Source organism: Streptomyces sp. MA5143a (assembly GCF_900290235.1).
In the GTDB taxonomy this organism is placed as follows: domain Bacteria; phylum Actinomycetota; class Actinomycetes; order Streptomycetales; family Streptomycetaceae; genus Streptomyces.
This window is the reverse complement of record NZ_OLMK01000037.1, coordinates 98,985-116,207: the sequence shown is the minus strand read 5'-3', so window position 1 is coordinate 116,207 and position 17,223 is coordinate 98,985. Positions and strand designations below refer to the sequence as shown.

At 71.9% G+C, this 17,223-nt stretch carries 11 protein-coding genes; 4 read left to right on the top strand and 7 right to left on the bottom strand.

The features are described from left to right. Positions 1 to 86: 86 nt before the first annotated feature. The 4 genes from SMA5143A_RS18975 to hrcA form a co-directional block, all read right to left on the bottom strand. On the bottom strand, positions 87 to 836 hold the full coding sequence (locus SMA5143A_RS18975) for a 16S rRNA (uracil(1498)-N(3))-methyltransferase (RefSeq protein WP_107464094.1): 750 nt from the start codon (positions 834 to 836) through the stop codon (positions 87 to 89). Further along, complete coding sequence (locus SMA5143A_RS18970) at positions 833 to 2,020, bottom strand: nitronate monooxygenase (RefSeq protein WP_107464093.1); 1,188 nt, start codon at positions 2,018 to 2,020, stop codon at positions 833 to 835. Before SMA5143A_RS18970 ends, SMA5143A_RS18975 begins: the two co-directional genes overlap by 4 nt. Positions 2,021 to 2,179: 159 nt before the next feature. Then, positions 2,180 to 3,316: a molecular chaperone DnaJ gene (gene dnaJ, locus SMA5143A_RS18965; RefSeq protein ID WP_055543006.1), complete on the bottom strand. Its 1,137-nt coding sequence runs from the start codon at positions 3,314 to 3,316 to the stop codon at positions 2,180 to 2,182. Then, positions 3,317 to 4,333 (bottom strand): heat-inducible transcriptional repressor HrcA, encoded by a 1,017-nt coding sequence (gene hrcA, locus SMA5143A_RS18960; protein ID WP_107464092.1) that lies wholly within the window; start codon positions 4,331 to 4,333, stop codon positions 3,317 to 3,319. 319 nt (positions 4,334 to 4,652) lie between these two features. On the opposite strand from hrcA, the gene SMA5143A_RS18955 reads away from it, so the two are divergent. Next, entirely contained in the window at positions 4,653 to 5,390 is a 738-nt protein-coding gene (locus tag SMA5143A_RS18955) for an MBL fold metallo-hydrolase (protein ID WP_107464091.1), read from the top strand. A gap of 42 nt (positions 5,391 to 5,432) precedes the next feature. Further along, positions 5,433 to 6,242 carry a DUF3097 domain-containing protein gene (locus SMA5143A_RS18950; RefSeq protein WP_107464090.1) on the top strand — a complete coding sequence of 270 codons (810 nt, stop codon included), beginning with the start codon at positions 5,433 to 5,435 and terminating at the stop codon, positions 6,240 to 6,242. A gap of 309 nt (positions 6,243 to 6,551) precedes the next feature. On the opposite strand, the gene hemW is transcribed toward SMA5143A_RS18950, so the two are convergent. Both hemW and SMA5143A_RS43995 read right to left on the bottom strand, forming a co-directional pair. Next, positions 6,552 to 7,784 carry a radical SAM family heme chaperone HemW gene (hemW, locus tag SMA5143A_RS18945; protein ID WP_107464089.1) on the bottom strand — a complete coding sequence of 411 codons (1,233 nt, stop codon included), beginning with the start codon at positions 7,782 to 7,784 and terminating at the stop codon, positions 6,552 to 6,554. Positions 7,785 to 7,814: 30 nt separating this feature from the next. After that, the gene (locus tag SMA5143A_RS43995; RefSeq protein WP_375136511.1) at positions 7,815 to 10,493 is read right to left on the bottom strand and encodes a SpoIIE family protein phosphatase; all 2,679 of its coding nucleotides are present in this window, start codon (positions 10,491 to 10,493) and stop codon (positions 7,815 to 7,817) included. 133 nt (positions 10,494 to 10,626) lie between these two features. Between SMA5143A_RS43995 and SMA5143A_RS18925 the strand changes: the two genes are divergently transcribed. Both SMA5143A_RS18925 and SMA5143A_RS18920 read left to right on the top strand, forming a co-directional pair. Continuing rightward, positions 10,627 to 14,763, top strand: coding sequence for a HAMP domain-containing protein (locus SMA5143A_RS18925; RefSeq protein ID WP_181361925.1), 4,137 nt, complete (start codon positions 10,627 to 10,629; stop codon positions 14,761 to 14,763). Further along, complete coding sequence (locus tag SMA5143A_RS18920) at positions 14,760 to 15,332, top strand: response regulator (protein ID WP_107464088.1); 573 nt, start codon at positions 14,760 to 14,762, stop codon at positions 15,330 to 15,332. The genes SMA5143A_RS18925 and SMA5143A_RS18920 overlap by 4 nt, the downstream gene beginning before the upstream one ends. A gap of 5 nt (positions 15,333 to 15,337) precedes the next feature. On the opposite strand, the gene SMA5143A_RS18915 is transcribed toward SMA5143A_RS18920, so the two are convergent. After that, positions 15,338 to 17,215, bottom strand: a complete 1,878-nt coding sequence (locus SMA5143A_RS18915; protein WP_107464087.1) for an AMP-dependent synthetase/ligase — start codon at positions 17,213 to 17,215, stop codon at positions 15,338 to 15,340. Between the last annotated feature and the right edge of the window lie 8 nt (positions 17,216 to 17,223).

The window sequence follows — 17,223 nt, the reverse complement described above, 5'->3', positions numbered from 1 at the left end:
CAGGGGCGCGGGGAACTGCGCGAGAAACCACGACGAACCCGCACACGCCAACGAACACGCACCCCCGAGCTACTAGGCGCCCCCGGTCACCCCCACCGCCCCGTACGCGTCAGCAACAACGCCCCCGCCGCCGTACCCGCCGTGGACGTCCGCAGAACACTCGGCCCCAACCGGTACGCCCCGGCCCCGGCCTCCGCGAACAGCGCCAACTCCTCCGGGGAGACACCCCCTTCGGGCCCCACGACCAGCACGATCTCCCCGGCGGAGGGAAGCCCGGCCGAGGCCAGCGCAGCGTCACCGCTCTCGTGCAGGACCCCCGCGAAGTCCGCCCCCGCGAGCAACTCGGCGACCTGCTTGCCCGTCGCCAGCTCCCCGACCTCGGGGAACCGTACGCGCCGTGACTGCTTGCCCGCCTCCCGCGCGGTGGCCCGCCACTTCGCGAGGGCCTTGAGCCCGCGCTCGCCCTTCCACTGGGTGATGCACCGCGACGCCGCCCACGGCACGATCGCGTCGATGCCGACCTCGGTCATGGTCTCGACGGCCAGCTCGCCCCGGTCCCCCTTCGGCAGTGCCTGCACCACGGTGATCCGGGGCCGCGCGACCGGCTCCTCGTGGACGGACTCCAGGTCCATCACCACGAGCCGGTCCTTGCCCTCGGCCGCCTTGACGATCCCTTCGGACCAGCGCCCGCGGCCGTCGGTGAGGACGACGTCCTCGCCGGGCCGCAGCCGCTTCACGGAGACGGCGTGCCGTCCCTCGGGACCGTCGAGGACGAGCTCGCCGCCGCTGCCGGGCGGCAGCTCCAGCGACTCGACGACGAAGACGGGAGCGGTCATCGGCCCTCACCGCCCTCCACGGCCCCGGAGCCGTCCTCGTCGGAACCGGAAACGGAAGCCGGCGCGGAGGCCGGCGCGGCCGACGCGGAGGCCGAGCCCGGCCCGGCCGTGCCGATCCCGGCGGAGACGACCGCGGCCCGCGCCTCGGCGATCTCGGCGGCCAGGAGCGCGACCAGTTCCCCGGCGGGCAGCTCCCGCGCCATCCGGTGCCCCTGCCCGGCCCACAGGGCCATGCCCTGCGCGTCCCCGGCCTTGGCGGCGGCCTTGCGCAGCGGCGACGTCAGATGGTGGACCTCGGGGTAGGCGACAGGCGCGTAGGGCCCGTGCTCGCGCATGAAGCGGTTGACCAGTCCCCGGGCCGGGCGCCCGGAGAAGGCGCGGGTCAGCTCCGTCCGCACGAACAGCGGGTCGGTCAGGGCCCGCTTGTGCACGGCGGCGGCCCCGGACTCGGGCGTGGCGAGGAACGCCGTACCGAGCTGGGCGGCGCTCGCGCCCGCCGTGAGGAGGGCGGCGATCTGGCCGCCGCGCATGATCCCGCCGGCCGCGACGATCGGCAGCGCCACGGCTTCCCGGACCTGGGCGACCAGGGCGAGCAGTCCGACACCGGCGCAGTCCCGCTCGGGGTCGTCCCGGTGGGTGCCCTGGTGACCGCCGGCCTCGACGCCCTGCACGATCACCGCGTGGGCGCCCGACCGCTCCACGGCCCGCGCCTCCTCCGCGGAGGTCGCGGTGACGAGGATCAGCGTCCCCTTGCGGGCGAGGGACTCGACGACCTCGGGGGTCGGGCAGCCGAAGTGGAAGGAGACCACCGGGACGGGGTTGTCGAGGAGGACGGCGAGCTTGGCCTCGTAGCCGTCGTCCCGCCCGCTGTCGGGGTCGCCCAGTTCCGTGCCGTACCAGGAGGCCTCACCGGCCAGCTGTTCCGCGTACACCTCGACGGCGGCGGGCTCCGAGTACTCGGGCTGCGGCATGAACAGGTTCACGCCGAACGGGCGTGAGGTGAGCGCCCGGAGCGCGTTGATCTCCTGGTACATCCCGTCGGCCGTCTTGTACCCGGCGGCCAGGAACCCCAGGCCTCCGGCCTCGGAGACGGCGGCGGCCAGCGGCGGGACGGAGACACCGCCCGCCATCGGGGCCTGCACGATCGGGAGGGGAAAGAGATCGGTCAGTGCGGAGGAGGACATGGCCGCATGTTGTCACGTCCCTGGACCGCCGCCGAACCGGGTGCGCGGACGGTTCGGCCGCGGGTGGGTGGGGGCTGGTCACGCCCACGCGGCGACAGCCGCATGTGTCACCGCCCCGCGCCCACCACCACGACGAGCCCGCAGCCGAACAACCGACGGTCAGCGCCCGTTGAACGCGTCCTTCAGCCGCGAGAACAACCCCTGCTGCCCCGGCTGGAACTGTCCCGTCGGCCGCTCCTCGCCGCGCAGCGCCGCCAGTTGGCGCAGCAGCTGCTCCTGCTCGGGGTCGAGCTTCGTCGGGGTCTGCACCTCGACGTGGACGATGAGGTCGCCCCGGCCCCCGCCACGCAGATGCGTGACGCCGCGCCCGTGCAGCGGGATCGACTGACCGGACTGGGTGCCGGGCCGGATGTCGACCTCCTCCAGACCGTCCAGCGTCTCCAGCGGCACCTTCGTGCCGAGCGCCGCCGCGGTCATGGGGATCGTCACCGTGCAGTGGAGGTCGTCGCCGCGCCGCTGGAACGTCGGGTGGGGCAGCTCGTGGATCTCGACGTACAGGTCACCGGCGGGACCGCCGCCGGGCCCGACCTCGCCCTCGCCGGCGAGCTGGATGCGCGTGCCGTTGTCGACGCCGGCCGGGATCTTCACCGTCAGCGTCCGCCGCGACCGCACCCGTCCGTCGCCCGCGCACTCGGGGCAGGGGTTCGGGACGATCGTGCCGAAGCCCTGGCACTGCGGGCAGGGCCGCGAGGTCATGACCTGGCCCAGGAAGGACCGCGTGACCTGCGAGACCTCACCGCGGCCGCGGCACATGTCACAGGTCTGCGCGCTCGTGCCGGGGGCCGCGCCCTCGCCGCTGCAGGTGCCGCACACCACGGCCGTGTCGACCTGGATGTCCTTCGTCGTGCCGAAGGCGGCCTCGTCGAGGTCGACCTCCAGCCGGATCATGGCGTCCTGGCCGCGGCGCGTACGCGAGCGGGGGCCGCGCTGGGACGCCGTGCCGAAGAAGGCGTCCATGATGTCCGAGAAGTTCCCGAAGCCACCGGCGCCGAAGCCGCCCGCGCCTCCGCCGCCCGACTGGGACAGCGGGTCGCCACCGAGGTCGTAGACCTGCTTCTTCTGCGGGTCCGAGAGAACCTCGTACGCCGCGTTGATCTCCTTGAACCGCTCCTGCGTCTTCGGATCGGGGTTGACGTCCGGGTGCAGCTCGCGAGCGAGCCTGCGGAACGCCTTCTTGATCTCGTCCTGGGACGCGTCGCGGCGCACGCCGAGTACGGCGTAGTAGTCCGTGGCCACTTAAGACTCCGCCAGGATCTGTCCGACGTACCGTGCCACCGCTCGTACCGCTCCCATCGTTCCCGGATAATCCATGCGCGTAGGTCCGACCACGCCCAGTTTGGCGACTGCCTCGCCGCCCGAACCGTAGCCGACCGAGACGACGGACGTGGAGTTGAGTCCCTCATACGCGTTCTCGTGACCGATGCGGACGGTCATGCCCGAATCCCCCGCCTCCCCCAGCAACTTGAGGAGGACGACCTGTTCCTCGAGGGCCTCGAGGACGGGCCGGATGGTGAGGGGGAAGTCATGTCCGAAGCGGGTCAGATTGGCGGTGCCGCCGATCATCAGCCGCTCCTCGTTCTCCTCGACAAGGGTCTCCAGCAGCGTGGAGAGCACCGTCGAGACCGTACCCCGGTCCTCGACGTCGAACGCCTCCGGCAGGTCCTCGACCAGCCGGGGCACATCGCTGAACCGGCGGCCCGCGACCCGGCTGTTCAGCCGGGCGCGCAGATCCGCGAGAGACGTTTCTCCGAACGGCGCCGGGCAGTCGACCATCCGCTGCTCGACCCGGCCGGTGTCCGTGATCAGCACGAGCATCAGCCTGGCGGGGGCCAGCGACAGCAGCTCCACGTGCCGCACCGTCGAGCGGGTCAGCGACGGGTACTGCACGACCGCGACCTGCCTGGTCAGCTGGGCGAGCAGCCGTACGGTCCGCGCGACCACGTCGTCCAGGTCGACGGCGCCGTCGAGGAAGTTCTGGATGGCGCGGCGCTCGGGCGCGGTCATCGGCTTGACGCCGGCCAGCTTGTCGACGAAGAGCCGGTACCCCTTGTCGGTGGGGATGCGACCCGCGCTGGTGTGGGGCTGCGCGATGTAGCCCTCGTCCTCCAGCGCCGCCATGTCGTTGCGGACCGTCGCCGGGGACACGCCGAGGTTGTGCCGCTCGGTCAGGGCCTTCGACCCCACCGGCTCCTCGGTGCCCACATAGTCCTGGACGATGGCGCGCAGCACCTGGAGCCTGCGTTCACTGAGCATCCGCGCACACCTCCAGCTCGTCTCCCGCGCGACATCCCCCTTGGCACTCACCGCGGGCGAGTGCCAACACTCCCCGCCCAGTGTACGGCGGTGGGGTACGCCCCCGGCAAGGCCGGTCCAGCCATGTCGTGCCGACGTGTACCGACCTGTCCGACGATGTCGCACCGCTTCCTACCGACGGGTACGGGCGGGGCGCGGGGCCGCCGGGGACGGGCGGGAGTGATGTGGGACACGGGGGCGCCGACGGGTGGCCGGAGCCCCGGGGCGCCACGGGCACCGCACCGAGCCCTCGGCCACCCGCTGGGGCTAGCGTCGGGCCATGACGGTGACGTGGGAAGAGTGCGGGTGGGAGGGGCTGGCGCCGCGGGTCGGACGGTGCCGCCTGCCGGGCTGGGACTGCACGGTCGGGCTGGTGGCCGGGGACGGCGCGGCCCTGATGATCGACGCGGGGTCGAGCCTGCGGGAGGGCGTGCGGTTGCGGGGCCAGGCGCACGAGCTGCTCGACGGCTCCCGTGTGACACATCTCGCGCTCACCCACTCGCACTTCGACCATGTCTTCGGGGCGTCCGCCTTCGCCGGGGTGGAGGTCTTCGGCGCGGTGGGCCTGGACGGCGTCCTGACCGCCGAGCGGGACGGGCTGCGCGCCGACGCCGTCCGCCACGGCCTCCCCGTCGAGGACGCCGCCGAGGCCGCTGACCTGCTCGTACGCCCCCGGCATCAGGTCTCGGGCGAGTGGACCCTGGATCTGGGCGGCGGCCTGCGGGTGCTGCTGGCGAACGTGGGCCCCGGTCATACGCCGCACGATCTGGTGGTCCTGGTGCCCGGTTCGTCCGCCGCCCCCGAGATCGTCTTCTGCGGGGACCTGGTGGAGGAGTCCGGTGAACCCCAGGCCGGCCCGGACGCCGTGCCCTCCCACTGGCCGGCCGCCCTGGACCGGCTCCTGGAACTGGGCGGCGAGGACGCGCTGTACGTACCCGGGCACGGGGCGGTGGTCGACGCGGCGTTCGTCCGCGCCCAGCGCGACGCGCTCGCGCACCGCTTCGGCGTGTCGGGCTGAGCGGGGGCGACTCCGGGCGCGGGTTCTCCTATCGTCATCCGAATGCGCCAGTACTCTCCGGATCTGACCCCGCCGTGGAAGAAGCCCCAGCCGGTTCCCGAGGTCCCGGCCGATCCGGGCCTGGTGGTCGAGGAGGCCGACACCGGTTTCTGCGGTGCGGTGATCCGTTGCGAGGCGGGCACGGTGACCCTGGAGGACCGCTTCGGCAAGCACCGGGTGTTCCCGCTGGAGCCTCGGGGGTTCCTGCTGGAGGGGCGGGTGGTGACGCTGGTGCGCCCCTCGTCCGCCGCCCCGCCCCGGCCGACGCGGACGGCGTCCGGCTCGGTCGCCGTCCCCGGCGCCCGCGCGCGGGTGGCCCGCGCCGGACGCATCTACGTGGAGGGCCGTCACGACGCCGAGCTGGTCGAGAAGGTCTGGGGCGACGATCTGCGGATCGAGGGCGTGGTGGTGGAGTACCTGGAGGGCGTGGACGACCTCCCGGCGATCGTCGCGGACTTCGCCCCCGGCCCCGACGCGCGCCTGGGCGTCCTGGTCGACCACCTGGTCCCCGGCAGCAAGGAGTCCCGCATCGCCGCGTCCGTGACCGGCGACCACGCGCTGGTCGTGGGCCACCCGTACATCGACATCTGGGAGGCGGTGAAGCCGTCCTCCCTGGGCATCACGGCGTGGCCGCGGGTGCCACGCGGCCAGGACTGGAAGACCGGGGTGTGCCGGGCGCTGGGATGGCCGGAAAACACCGGTGCGGCATGGCAGCGGATCCTGGGGAGCGTCCGGTCCTACAAGGACCTGGAGCCGGCCCTGCTGGGCCGAGTGGAGGAACTGATCGACTTCGTCACGGCCGGCGAGGGGTAGCCGGTCGCCCCACGGGGGTCTCGCAGGCCGACGGATGGCGGGCGGCCGGCGAGAGCCGGAACCGCGACGGACGGCGGGGCGGCCGACGAGGGCGGCCCGGTCGGCGACGGCCGGCCGGTCGGCCGGCGGGGGCCCGCAGCGCGGCACGCGCCACTTGAGCGCGCCGGGCGCCACCCATGCGGCAAAGGGGCGCGGGGAACTGCGCGACCGGCCACAAACCGACCCGCGGCCGCGAGATCACAGTCTCCCGGCAGACGCGTGGGGTGGCCGGGGCGGCCCGCTCGGGGTCGGTCGGCGGCTCATGGTCGGTCAGTCGACGAGGTCTCGGACGACCGCGTCGGCGAGGAGGCGGCCGCGGAGGGTCAGTACGGCGCGCCCTTCCTCGTACGGCTCCTTCGCCAGGAGCCCGTCCGTGAGCGCCCGGCGCGCGGCCGCGCGGCCGGCCTCCCGCAACAGGTCCAGCGGCACGCCCTCCCTCAGCCTCAGCTCCAGCAGGATCCGCTCCACCCGGCGGTCCTCGTCCGACAGCACCTCCCGCCCCGCTCCCGGCGACCTCCCCGCCGCCAGCGCGCCCGCGTACGCGCCGGGGTGCTTGACGTTCCACCAGCGCAGGCCGCCGACATGGCTGTGCGCGCCGGGGCCGGCGCCCCACCAGTCCGCGCCGCGCCAGTACAGCTCGTTGTGCAGGCACCGGCCGGCGTCGGAGGTCGCCCAGTTGGAGACCTCGTACCAGTCGAAGCCCGCGGCCGAGAGCATCTCCTCGGCGATCAGATAGCGGTCGGCGTGCACGTCGTCGTCCGTCATCGGCACCTCGCCCCGCCGGATCCGCCGCGCGAGCTGGGTGCCCTCCTCGACGATCAGCGCGTACGCCGAGAGGTGGTCCGGCCCGGCGCCGAGCGCCGCGTCCAGGGAGGCCCGCCAGTCGTCGTCGGACTCGCCGGGCGTGCCGTAGATCAGGTCGAGGTTGACGTGCTCGAACCCGGCCGCGCGCGCCTCCGCGACACACGCCTCGGGGCGCCCCGGTGTGTGCGTCCGATCGAGGATCCTCAGCACGTGCTGCCGGGCGCTCTGCATACCGAAGGAGATCCGGTTGAAGCCGCCGGCCCGCAGTGTCGCCAGGTACCCGGGGTCCACGGACTCCGGGTTCGCCTCCGTCGTCACCTCGGCGTCGTCCGCGAGCCCGAACTCGTCCCGGATCGCCCCGAGCATCCGTACGAGATCGTCGGCGGCCAGCAGCGTGGGGGTACCGCCGCCGACGAAGACCGTGCGGACGGGCCGCGGGTCGTCGCCGAGGACCTTGCGGGCGAGGCGGATCTCGTCGACGACGGTGTCCGCGTAGTTGTCGCGGGACGCGAGCACACCACCGGTGCCGCGCAGCTCGGTCGCGGTGTAGGTGTTGAAGTCGCAGTACCCGCAGCGGGTCGCGCAGTACGGGACGTGCAGATAGAACCCGAGGGGCCGCTCGGCCGCCCCGGCCAGGGCGTGCGCGGGCAGCGCCCCGTCGTCGGGAACGGGCTCACCGTCGGGAAGTGCGGAAGGCATGCGTTCCATTGTCCAGCACCGGCGCGGCGTCTACTCCGCCTGGAGCACCAGCAGCGCCAGGTCGTCCTCCGGGGCACCCTGGCCGAACTCGTGCACGAGTCGACGGATCCGTTCGGCGATCAGCTCGGCGCTGAGCCCGGCGCAGCCGGCCAGCGCGCTCGCGAGGCCGTCGCCGTCGTCGAACATCACGGGCCCGCTGCGCCGCTCGGTCACCCCGTCGGTGACGCTGAGCAGCGTGTCGCCGGGGCGTAGCTCGAAGGTCTCGGAGACGTACTCCGCGTCCTCGATCACCCCGAGCAGGGTCTGTGGCTCGGCCACGGCGCGTACGTCGCCGTCGGGCCCGAGGAGCAGCGGCAGCGGATGCCCGGCGGAGGCGAGGGTGCAGCGGACGCCGCCGTCGAAGGGGACGAGTTCTCCGTAGAGGAGGGACAGGAAGCGGGTCTGGGAGGCCTCGGGGTCGACGAGGCCGGGGTCGCCCGCCGTGACCAGGGCCCGCGCGGCGGCGTCGGCCGTCTCTGTCGCGTCGTCGAGGAGGAGCTGGTTGAGGCGGTCGAGTACGTCGGCGACGCCGTAGCCCTCGCGGGCGAGCAGCCGGAGCCAGGGGCGGGCGAGGCCGATGACGACGGCGGCCTCGGGGCCCTTGCCCTGGACGTCGCCGAGTGCGAAGCACCAGCGGCCCCGGCCCGCCGGGAACAGGTCGTAGAAGTCACCGCTGGGCCCGCCCTTGTCGCGCGGCTCGTACACGAGGGCGCTGGTGACGCCGGGGATCTCGGCGACCGCGCCCGGGAGCAGCCCGCGCTGAAGGACGCGGCTGATGGTGGCCTGGCGGGCGTACTGCCGGGCCGCGCCGATCGCCAGCGCGATCCGGCGGCTGAGGTCCTCGACGAGCCCGGTCAACTCGTCCGGGAAACGGAGCAGCCCGGCGCGGCCGATCACGAGCGTCCCGAGCGGCCGCCCACCGGCGATCAGCCGGTACGCGAGCGCCGCCCCGCCCTCGACGCCGCCTCCGGGCTCCCCTTCGTCCCGGCCTTCGGACGACGCCCCCGACCCGCCTGCCCGCCGCGACGCGGGGGCCGGCTCGACCGCGGCCGCGCTTCCGGGTGCGCCTGTGCTTACGGGCGCACCTGTACTCCCTGGGGCGCCCGAGCTTCGCGGAGCGCCGGTATTCTCCGGCGCGCCCGTAGTCGCCGCCGCAGCCGCCTTGACCGCCGAAGCCGCCGGGGTCTTTGTGGTTGCCGAGGCACCCGAGGTCGCCGAGGCACCCGAGGTCGCCGAGGCACCCGAACCCGCAGCCGCACCCGTGTCCGCCACGGCCCCGGCGTCCCCCATCCGCGGCCACGGCACCGGCACCGCGCGCGACCGCACCGACTCGGGGAGCCTCGGCGGGTCCTTCTCCAGGGCCCTGCGGAGGTCCTCGATGCGGTTCTCGCTGCCGTGCCAGACCCGGGCGAGCCGGGGCGCGGGGCCGAGCGAGCCGTCGGAGCCGCGCCAGCCGAGGGTCTCGTCCTCCAGCCACACCGCGCACCAGTCGGCGAGGCGGGGCACCAGCAGCTGTCCGGCGAGTGCGGCGACCAGGTCCTCGTCGAGCTGACCGGCGAGCAGGTCGGACGCCTCGGCGAGGAACGAGAGGGCGCCCCGGTTCAGCCACTCCCGGTCCCCCTCCACCCCACGCCGCGGAACCGGCGCGATGAGATCGGCCGGCCCTCGGTCGACGGGGCCGGGAAGCCCGGTGGAGTCACCGGGGTCACGGAAGGCGTCGGAGCCGACCGGGCTCATGGAGCCGACCAGGTTCACGGAGTCGACCGGACCGACCGGATCGACCACGCCGACGGAACCGCCCGGGGCGACCGGCTCAGGGGCAAGCGAACCCACCGTGTCCACAAAGCCGTCCGGATCGACCGGACCGACCACGCCGACGGAACCGCCCGGGGCGACCGGCTCAGGGGCAAGCGAACCCACCGTCTCCACAAAGCCGTCCGGGCCACCAGGCCCGACCAGGCCCGAGCCGTCACCCTCACACCCAAGACCCGGCTCGCCCCCGAGCCCCGGTCCAGACCCCACGGCGTACGCCCCCGCGCCCCCACCCTCGGGCCCGGCGTGCGCCCCCGCCCCCGACCCCCCGCCCTCCACCGGCGTCCCGTCCACCGCCAGCGCCCCATCCACCGACAGCCGGGCCCAGACCGTCTTCGTGCCGGTCCGATACGTGATGCCCCATGCCTCGGAGACCGCCGCGACGAGGCGCAGGCCCCGGCCGTACTCGGCGGCGCCGTAAGGACGTTCGACGAGGTACGGGCGGGCGGCGCCCTCGTCGCGTACCGCGCGGGAGGGATGGTGGTCGGAGACCTCGACGACGAGCCAGCCTGAGGCGGTGCCGTCGTCGCGGTCGTAGCGGCACAGCAGTTCGACATCGGTACCGGCGTGGACGACCGCGTTGGTGACCAGCTCGCTGACCACGACGAGCACGTCCTCGACCAGTCGGCCGCCGAACGCGTCCGCGCCCGGGAGTTCGAGGTCCGCCCACTCCTGGAGCGCGCTGCCGACGAAGCGCCGGGCGGCTCCGGGCGCGAGCGGCCCACCCGGCAACGACAGCCGCGCCACCGCGCGCCGGTCGGCCCCGGCGCGTACGGAGCCGACGTAGGCCGCGCCGGCGTAGCCCGCGGGGGCGCTCCCGCCCTCCGGACGCGCGGGCGCATCGGGAGAACGCGGCACGGTCTCCCGTTGCGTCGGAATGGCCCCCACTGAGCGGCTCCCTGAGAAGTTCGGACGAATAGGCCTCAGGCGGCACGGACAGAGTGACAGACTGGCCACGCTCATAAGCGCCGAGTCACCGAAGTGGGCAACCATGAGTGAGAACAGTGCTACGCGGGCGCTCGAAGACGGTCGGAAAGACAGCGGAACGGACGGACTGATCCAGGCGTCCGACCTCCGTGCGCTCGCCGCCGCCATGACCGCGGCGCGCGACGGCACCTTCATCAAGACCCCGGAGACGGGTCCCGCGCCGGTCGCGGAGCTGTGCGCCCTCTTCAACCAGATCATCGACCGCAGCACGCACTTCGGCGGCGAAGTGCAGCGCGTGAAGCGGGAGTTGGTGCGGCACGGCCGACTGGACGAGCGGCTCTCGGCCAGCCCCGGCCAGGGCGCCTGGGCGACCCGCGTCGACGACGTGAACCAGACGCTCGACGCGCTGGTCGCCCCCGCGGTGAACGCCACGCGGGTGCTGGACGCGGTGGCCGGCGGCGATCTGACCCAGCGTGTCGACCTGCACGACGGCAACCGGCAACTGCGCGGCGACTTACGCCGGTTGGGCCGAGCGGTCAACAAGATGGTGGACCAGTTGTCGCTGTTCACCGGCGAGGTGACCCGGGTGGCCCGCGAGGTCGGCACCGAGGGACGGCTCGGCGGCCGGGCCAAGGTGCGTGGTCTGTCCGGCAGTTGGCGGGATGTGACCGAAGCGGTCAACACGATGGCCTCCCGACTGACCGCGCAGGTCCGGGACATCGCCCTGGTGACCACGGCCGTCGCCCGCGGCGATCTCACCCGTACGGTGACGGTCGAGGCGACCGGCGAGTTGCTCGAACTGAAGCTCACCGTGAACACGATGGTGGACCAGCTGTCCGCGTTCGCCGACGAGGTGACGCGGGTGGCCCGCGAGGTCGGCACCGAGGGCCAGCTGGGCGGCCGGGCGCAGGTCAGAGGGGTCTCGGGGGTGTGGAAGGACCTCACCGACAACGTCAACTTCATGGCGTCGAACCTGACCTCGCAGGTCCGCAACATCGCCCAGGTCACCACCGCCGTCGCCAACGGCGATCTGAGCCAGAAGATCACGGTCGACGCGCAGGGCGAGATCCTGGAGCTGAAGTCGACGATCAACACCATGGTCGACCAGCTCTCCGCCTTCGCCGACGAGGTCACCCGCGTCGCCCGCGAAGTCGGCACCGAAGGCAACCTCGGCGGCCGGGCCCAGGTCAGAGGAGTCTCCGGCGTCTGGAAGGACCTCACCGACAACGTCAACTTCATGGCGGACAACCTGACCTCGCAGGTCCGCAACATCGCCCTCGTCTCCACGGCCGTCGCCCAGGGCGATCTCGGCAAGAAGATCACGGTCGAGGCGAAGGGCGAGATCCTGGAGCTGAAGTCGACGATCAACACCATGGTCGACCAGCTCTCCGCCTTCGCCGACGAGGTCACCCGCGTCGCCCGCGAAGTCGGCACCGAAGGCAACCTCGGTGGTCAGGCGCAGGTCAGAGGAGTCTCAGGGGTCTGGAAGGACCTCACCGACAACGTCAACTTCATGGCCCTGAACCTGACCTCCCAGGTTCGCAACATCGCCCAGGTGACGACCGCCGTCGCCAACGGCGACCTCTCCAAGAAGATCACCGTCGACGCGCGCGGCGAGATCCTGGAGCTGAAGGACACCGTCAACACGATGGTGGAGCAACTGCGGGCGTTCGCCGACGAGGTGACGCGGGTGGCCCGCGAGGTCGGCACCGACGGCCGGCTCGGCGGGCGCGCCCAGGTGCTGGGCGTGTCCGGTGTGTGGCGGGACCTGACCGACAACGTCAACTCCATGGCCGACAACCTGACCTCGCAGGTCCGCAACATCGCCCAGGTGACGACGGCCGTCGCCAACGGCGACCTCTCCAAGAAGATCGACGTGGACGCGCGCGGCGAGATCCTCGAACTCAAGACCGCCATCAACACCATGGTCGACACGCTCTCGTCGTTCTCCTCCGAGGTCACCCGCGTCGCCCGCGAGGTCGGCTCGGAGGGCCAACTCGGCGGGCAGGCGCGGGTCGAGGGCGTGTACGGCACCTGGAAACGCCTCACGACGAACGTGAACGAACTCGCGCTGAACCTGACCACCCAGGTCCGCGCCATCGCCGAGGTGGCGTCGGCCGTGGCCCAGGGCGACATGTCCCGTTCGATCACGGTGGAGGCGCGCGGCGAGGTCGCCGAGCTGAAGGACAACATCAACCTGATGGTGGCCAACCTCCGTGAGACGACCCGCGCGAAGGACTGGCTGGAGTCCAACCTCGCCCGCCTCGCCGCCCTGATGCAGGGCCACCGCGATCTGATGGAGGTCGCCGATCTGATCCTGCGCGAGCTGACGCCGCTGGTGAAGGCCCAGTACGGCGCCTTCTACCTGGCCGACCCCGACCAGGACGGGGCGGCGCTGCGCACGGTGGCCCCCGGCAAGGGCCTCGCCTTCATCGCGGGCTACGGGTCGGCGCAGGACGCGACGGTCGAGACCGGCGGTCTGCCCGTGCACGGGCTCGTCGCCCAGGCGGCCCGCGAGAAGAAGCGGATCCTGGTCGAGCAGACACCGCCCGACTACATCAAGATCAACAGCGGTCTCGGGGAGGCGGCCCCGTCCAGCGTGGTCATCATCCCGATCCTCTTCGAGGACAAGCTCCTCGGTGTGATCGAACTCGCCTCGTTCTCCCGCTTCTCGGACGTCCATCTGGCGTTCTTCGACCAGTTCGTGAACACCATCGGCGTCGCGATCAACACCATCATCGCCAACTCCCGCACGGAGTCCCTCCTCGGAGAGTCCCAGCGCCTGGCCATGCAGCTCCAGGAACGCTCCGACGAACTCCAGAAGCAGCAGGCGGAACTCCAGCGCTCGAACGCCGAACTGGAGGAGAAGGCGGCCCTGCTCGCGACCTCCTCCCAGTACAAGTCGGAGTTCCTGGCCAACATGTCGCACGAGCTGCGCACACCGCTCAACTCGCTGCTCATCCTGGCGCGTCTGCTCTCCGACAACCCGGACGGCCATCTCTCCGACCAGGAGGTGCAGTTCGCGTCGACGATCCACCGCTCGGGCTCCGACCTCCTCCAGCTGATCAACGACATCCTGGACCTGTCGAAGATCGAGGCGGGCCGGATGGACGTACGGCCCAAGCGGCTGCCGCTCATCAAGCTGCTGGACTACGTCCACGCCACGTTCCGCCCGCTCACCCTCGACCGAGGCCTGGCCTTCGAGGTCACGGTCGGCGAGGACGTACCGCGCGAGATGTACTCGGACGAGCAGCGCCTCCAGCAGATCCTGCGCAACCTGCTGTCCAACGCGATCAAGTTCACCGCGTCCGGCAGGGTCGAGCTGACCGTCAACCGCGTGAAGGACCCCGAGCACCGCTACGCCCGTGAGGACACCGACGAGGTGATCGCGTTCGCAGTGTCCGACACCGGCATCGGTATCGCGCCGGAGAAACTGCCGGTGATCTTCGAGGCGTTCCAGCAGGCCGACGGCACCACGAACCGCAAGTACGGCGGCACCGGCCTCGGGCTGTCCATCAGCCGGGAGATCGCGGGCCTGCTGGGCGGCCGCATCATCGCCGAGAGCATCCCCGGCAGGGGCTCGACGTTCACGCTGTACGTGCCCGTCTTCAGCCCCGGCCACACGGTGACCGGCGGCCCCGAGAACCCCGCCACGGCGCTGATCCCCGACCAGCCGGCGGCCGAGCCGTACCCGGCCGCCCCCGAGGACGACACCTGGCCCGCGCCCACCAAGCTGGAGGCGTGGAAGGCGGGGCGCGCGGGCCAGATCCTCCCCGGCCGGCGGGTGCTGATCGTGGACGACGACATCCGCAACGTCTTCGCGCTCACCCATGTCCTCGGCCGGGTCGGCATGCCGGTCCTGTACGCGGAGAACGGGCGGGAGGGCATCGAGACCCTGGAGCGCAACCCGGACGTCGAGCTGGTCCTGATGGACATCATGATGCCGGAGATGGACGGCTACGAGACGATCTCCGCCATCCGTCGCACGCCCCGCTGGGCCGGTCTGCCCATCGTCGCGCTGACCGCGAAGGCGATGCCCGGCGACCGCGAGAAGTCCATCGCCCGGGGCGCCAACGACTACGTACCCAAGCCGGTGGACGTCGACCAGTTGCTCACCGTGGTGTGCGCCGTCCTGGACCCGGAGGGCGTCGAGCCGTCGCCCGAGAAACGCACCGAAGAGAACGAGGCACCCTCACCATGACCACTCAGGACCGGACCGACGGACGCGCGGGCATCCTCCTCGTCGACGACATGGAGGACAACCTGATCGCGCTGGAGGCCGTCCTGGCATCGCTCAACGAGCCGCTGGTACGGGCCCGTTCCGGCGAGGAGGCCATGAAGGCCCTGCTGCGGCAGCGCTTCGCCGTCGTCCTCCTGGACATCCGTATGCCGGGTATGGACGGTTTCGAGACCGCGGCCAACCTCAAGCGCCTCGACCAGACCAAGGACGTCCCGATCATCTTCCTCACCGGCACGGACGCCGAGATGGGCTACGCCTTCCGCGGATACGCCACCGGCGCCGCCGACTATCTGACCAAGCCCTTCGACCCCTGGGTCCTCCGCGCGAAGGTCAGCGTCTTCCTGGAGCTGCACCGCAAGACCCGCAAGCTGGAGGCCCTGCGGGCACGGCAGAGGGAACAGGCGGAACAGGTCCTGTCCCGCCTGAGCGCACTGGAGAAACAGCTGTCCGAGGAGTCCCCGGACCTGGCGGAGGCCCGCATACAGGTCCAGGAACTCCGTTCCCTGGTGACCAGGGACCAGGGCAGCTGACCTCGCTACTTCTCCCGGGTTCCCGCGTACATCTCGTCGATGAGGTGCTGGTACTCCTTCTCCACCACCGGCCGCTTCAGCTTCAGGCTCGGCGTCAGCTCACCGTGCTCGACGTCCAGGTCCCGCGGCAGCAGACGGAACTTCTTGACGGTCTGCCACCGCTGCAACCCCTGGTTGAGCCGGGTGACGTACCCCTCGATGAGCTCCACCGTGGCCGGAGCCGCGATGATCTGCTCGTACGACTTGCCCTCCAAGCCGTTCTCCTTGGCCCAGCCGAGGAGGGCCGGCTCGTCGAGGGCGATGAGGGCCGTGCAGAAGTTGCGGTCGGCACCGATGACCATGACGTTGGACGTGAACGGGCACAGCGCCTTGAACTGGCCCTCGATCTCGGTCGGCGCGATGTACTTGCCGCCGGAGGTCTTGAACAGGTCCTTCTTGCGGTCGGTGATCCGCAGGTACCCGTCGGGCGACAGCTCACCGATGTCACCGGTGTGGAACCAGCCGTCCGCCTCCAGGACCTCGGCGGTCTTGTCCGGCAGCCCGTGGTAGCCCTCCATGATGCCGGGGCCGCGCAGCAGGATCTCGCCGTCGTCCGCGATGCGCACCTCGCAGCCGGGGAGCGGCTTGCCGACCGTCCCGGTGCGGAACGCCTCACCGGGGTTGAGGAACGACGCCGCGGAGGACTCGGTCAGGCCGTAGCCCTCCAGGATGGGGATGCCCGCGCCGGCGAAGAAGAAGCCGATCTCGGGTGCCAGAGCCACCGAACCGGAGATACAGGCGCGCAGCCGCCCGCCGAACGCCTCACGCAGCTTCTTGTAGACCAGCGCGTCGGCGACCTTGTGCTTGGCCCCCAGCCCGAACGGCACGGACGCGGTGCCGGTGCGGCGGAAGTTGTCCTGGCTGACCTTGGCGTACTCGCGGGCGACCTCGGACGCCCACTGGAAGATCTTGTACTTGGCGGCGCCGCCCTCGCGGGCCTTCGCGGCGACCCCGTTGTAGACCTTCTCGAAGATGCGCGGCACCGCGGCCATGTACGTCGGCCGCACGACCGGCAGATTCTCGATGATCTTGTCGACCCGGCCGTCGACGGCGGTGATGTGCCCGACCTCGATGTGCCCGGACAGCAGCACCTTGCCCATGACGTGCGCGAGCGGCAGCCACAGGTACTGCACGTCCTCCGCGCCGAGCAGACCGGTCGCGGCGATGGCCTTGCCCATGTACGCCCAGTTGTCGTGCGGGAGGCGCACACCCTTGGGGCGGCCGGTGGTCCCCGAGGTGTAGATGAGGGTGGCGAGCTGGTCCTTGGTGATCGCGCCGACCTTCTCCTTGATCAGGTCGGGCTTCTTCTCCAGGTACGCCGTCCCGCGCTTCTCCAGCTCGGCCAGCGAGAGGATCCAGTCCTCCGAGAGGTCGGCGCCCTCGGGGTCGATGACGATCACATGGGTCAGCTCGGGCAGCTCGGCCTTCTTCTCCCGCGCCTTCTGAAGCTGCTCGGCGTTCTCCGCGATGAGGACCTTGCTCGCCGAGTCGGACAGGATGTACGCCGATTCCTCGGCGTTGGTCGACGGGTAGATCGTCGTATTGGCGGCGCCGGCGCACATGATGCCGAGGTCGCACAGGATCCACTCGATCCTGGTGGCGGAGGACAGCGCGATGCGTTCCTCCGGCTGTACGCCCAGCTCGACCAGCCCGGCCGCGATGGCGTCGACGCGCGCGGCTGCCTCCGCCCAGGTCAGCGGCTTCCAGTCCGAAGGACCCTGGCCCGAGGCCGGCGGCACCGGGTAGCGGAATGCCTCCGCGTCGGGCGTGGCCGCCACGCGCTCCAGGAAGAGGGCCGCCATGGACGGCGGTCGGTTCTCGATCAGGGTCTGTGTGTCGCTCACGACATCCT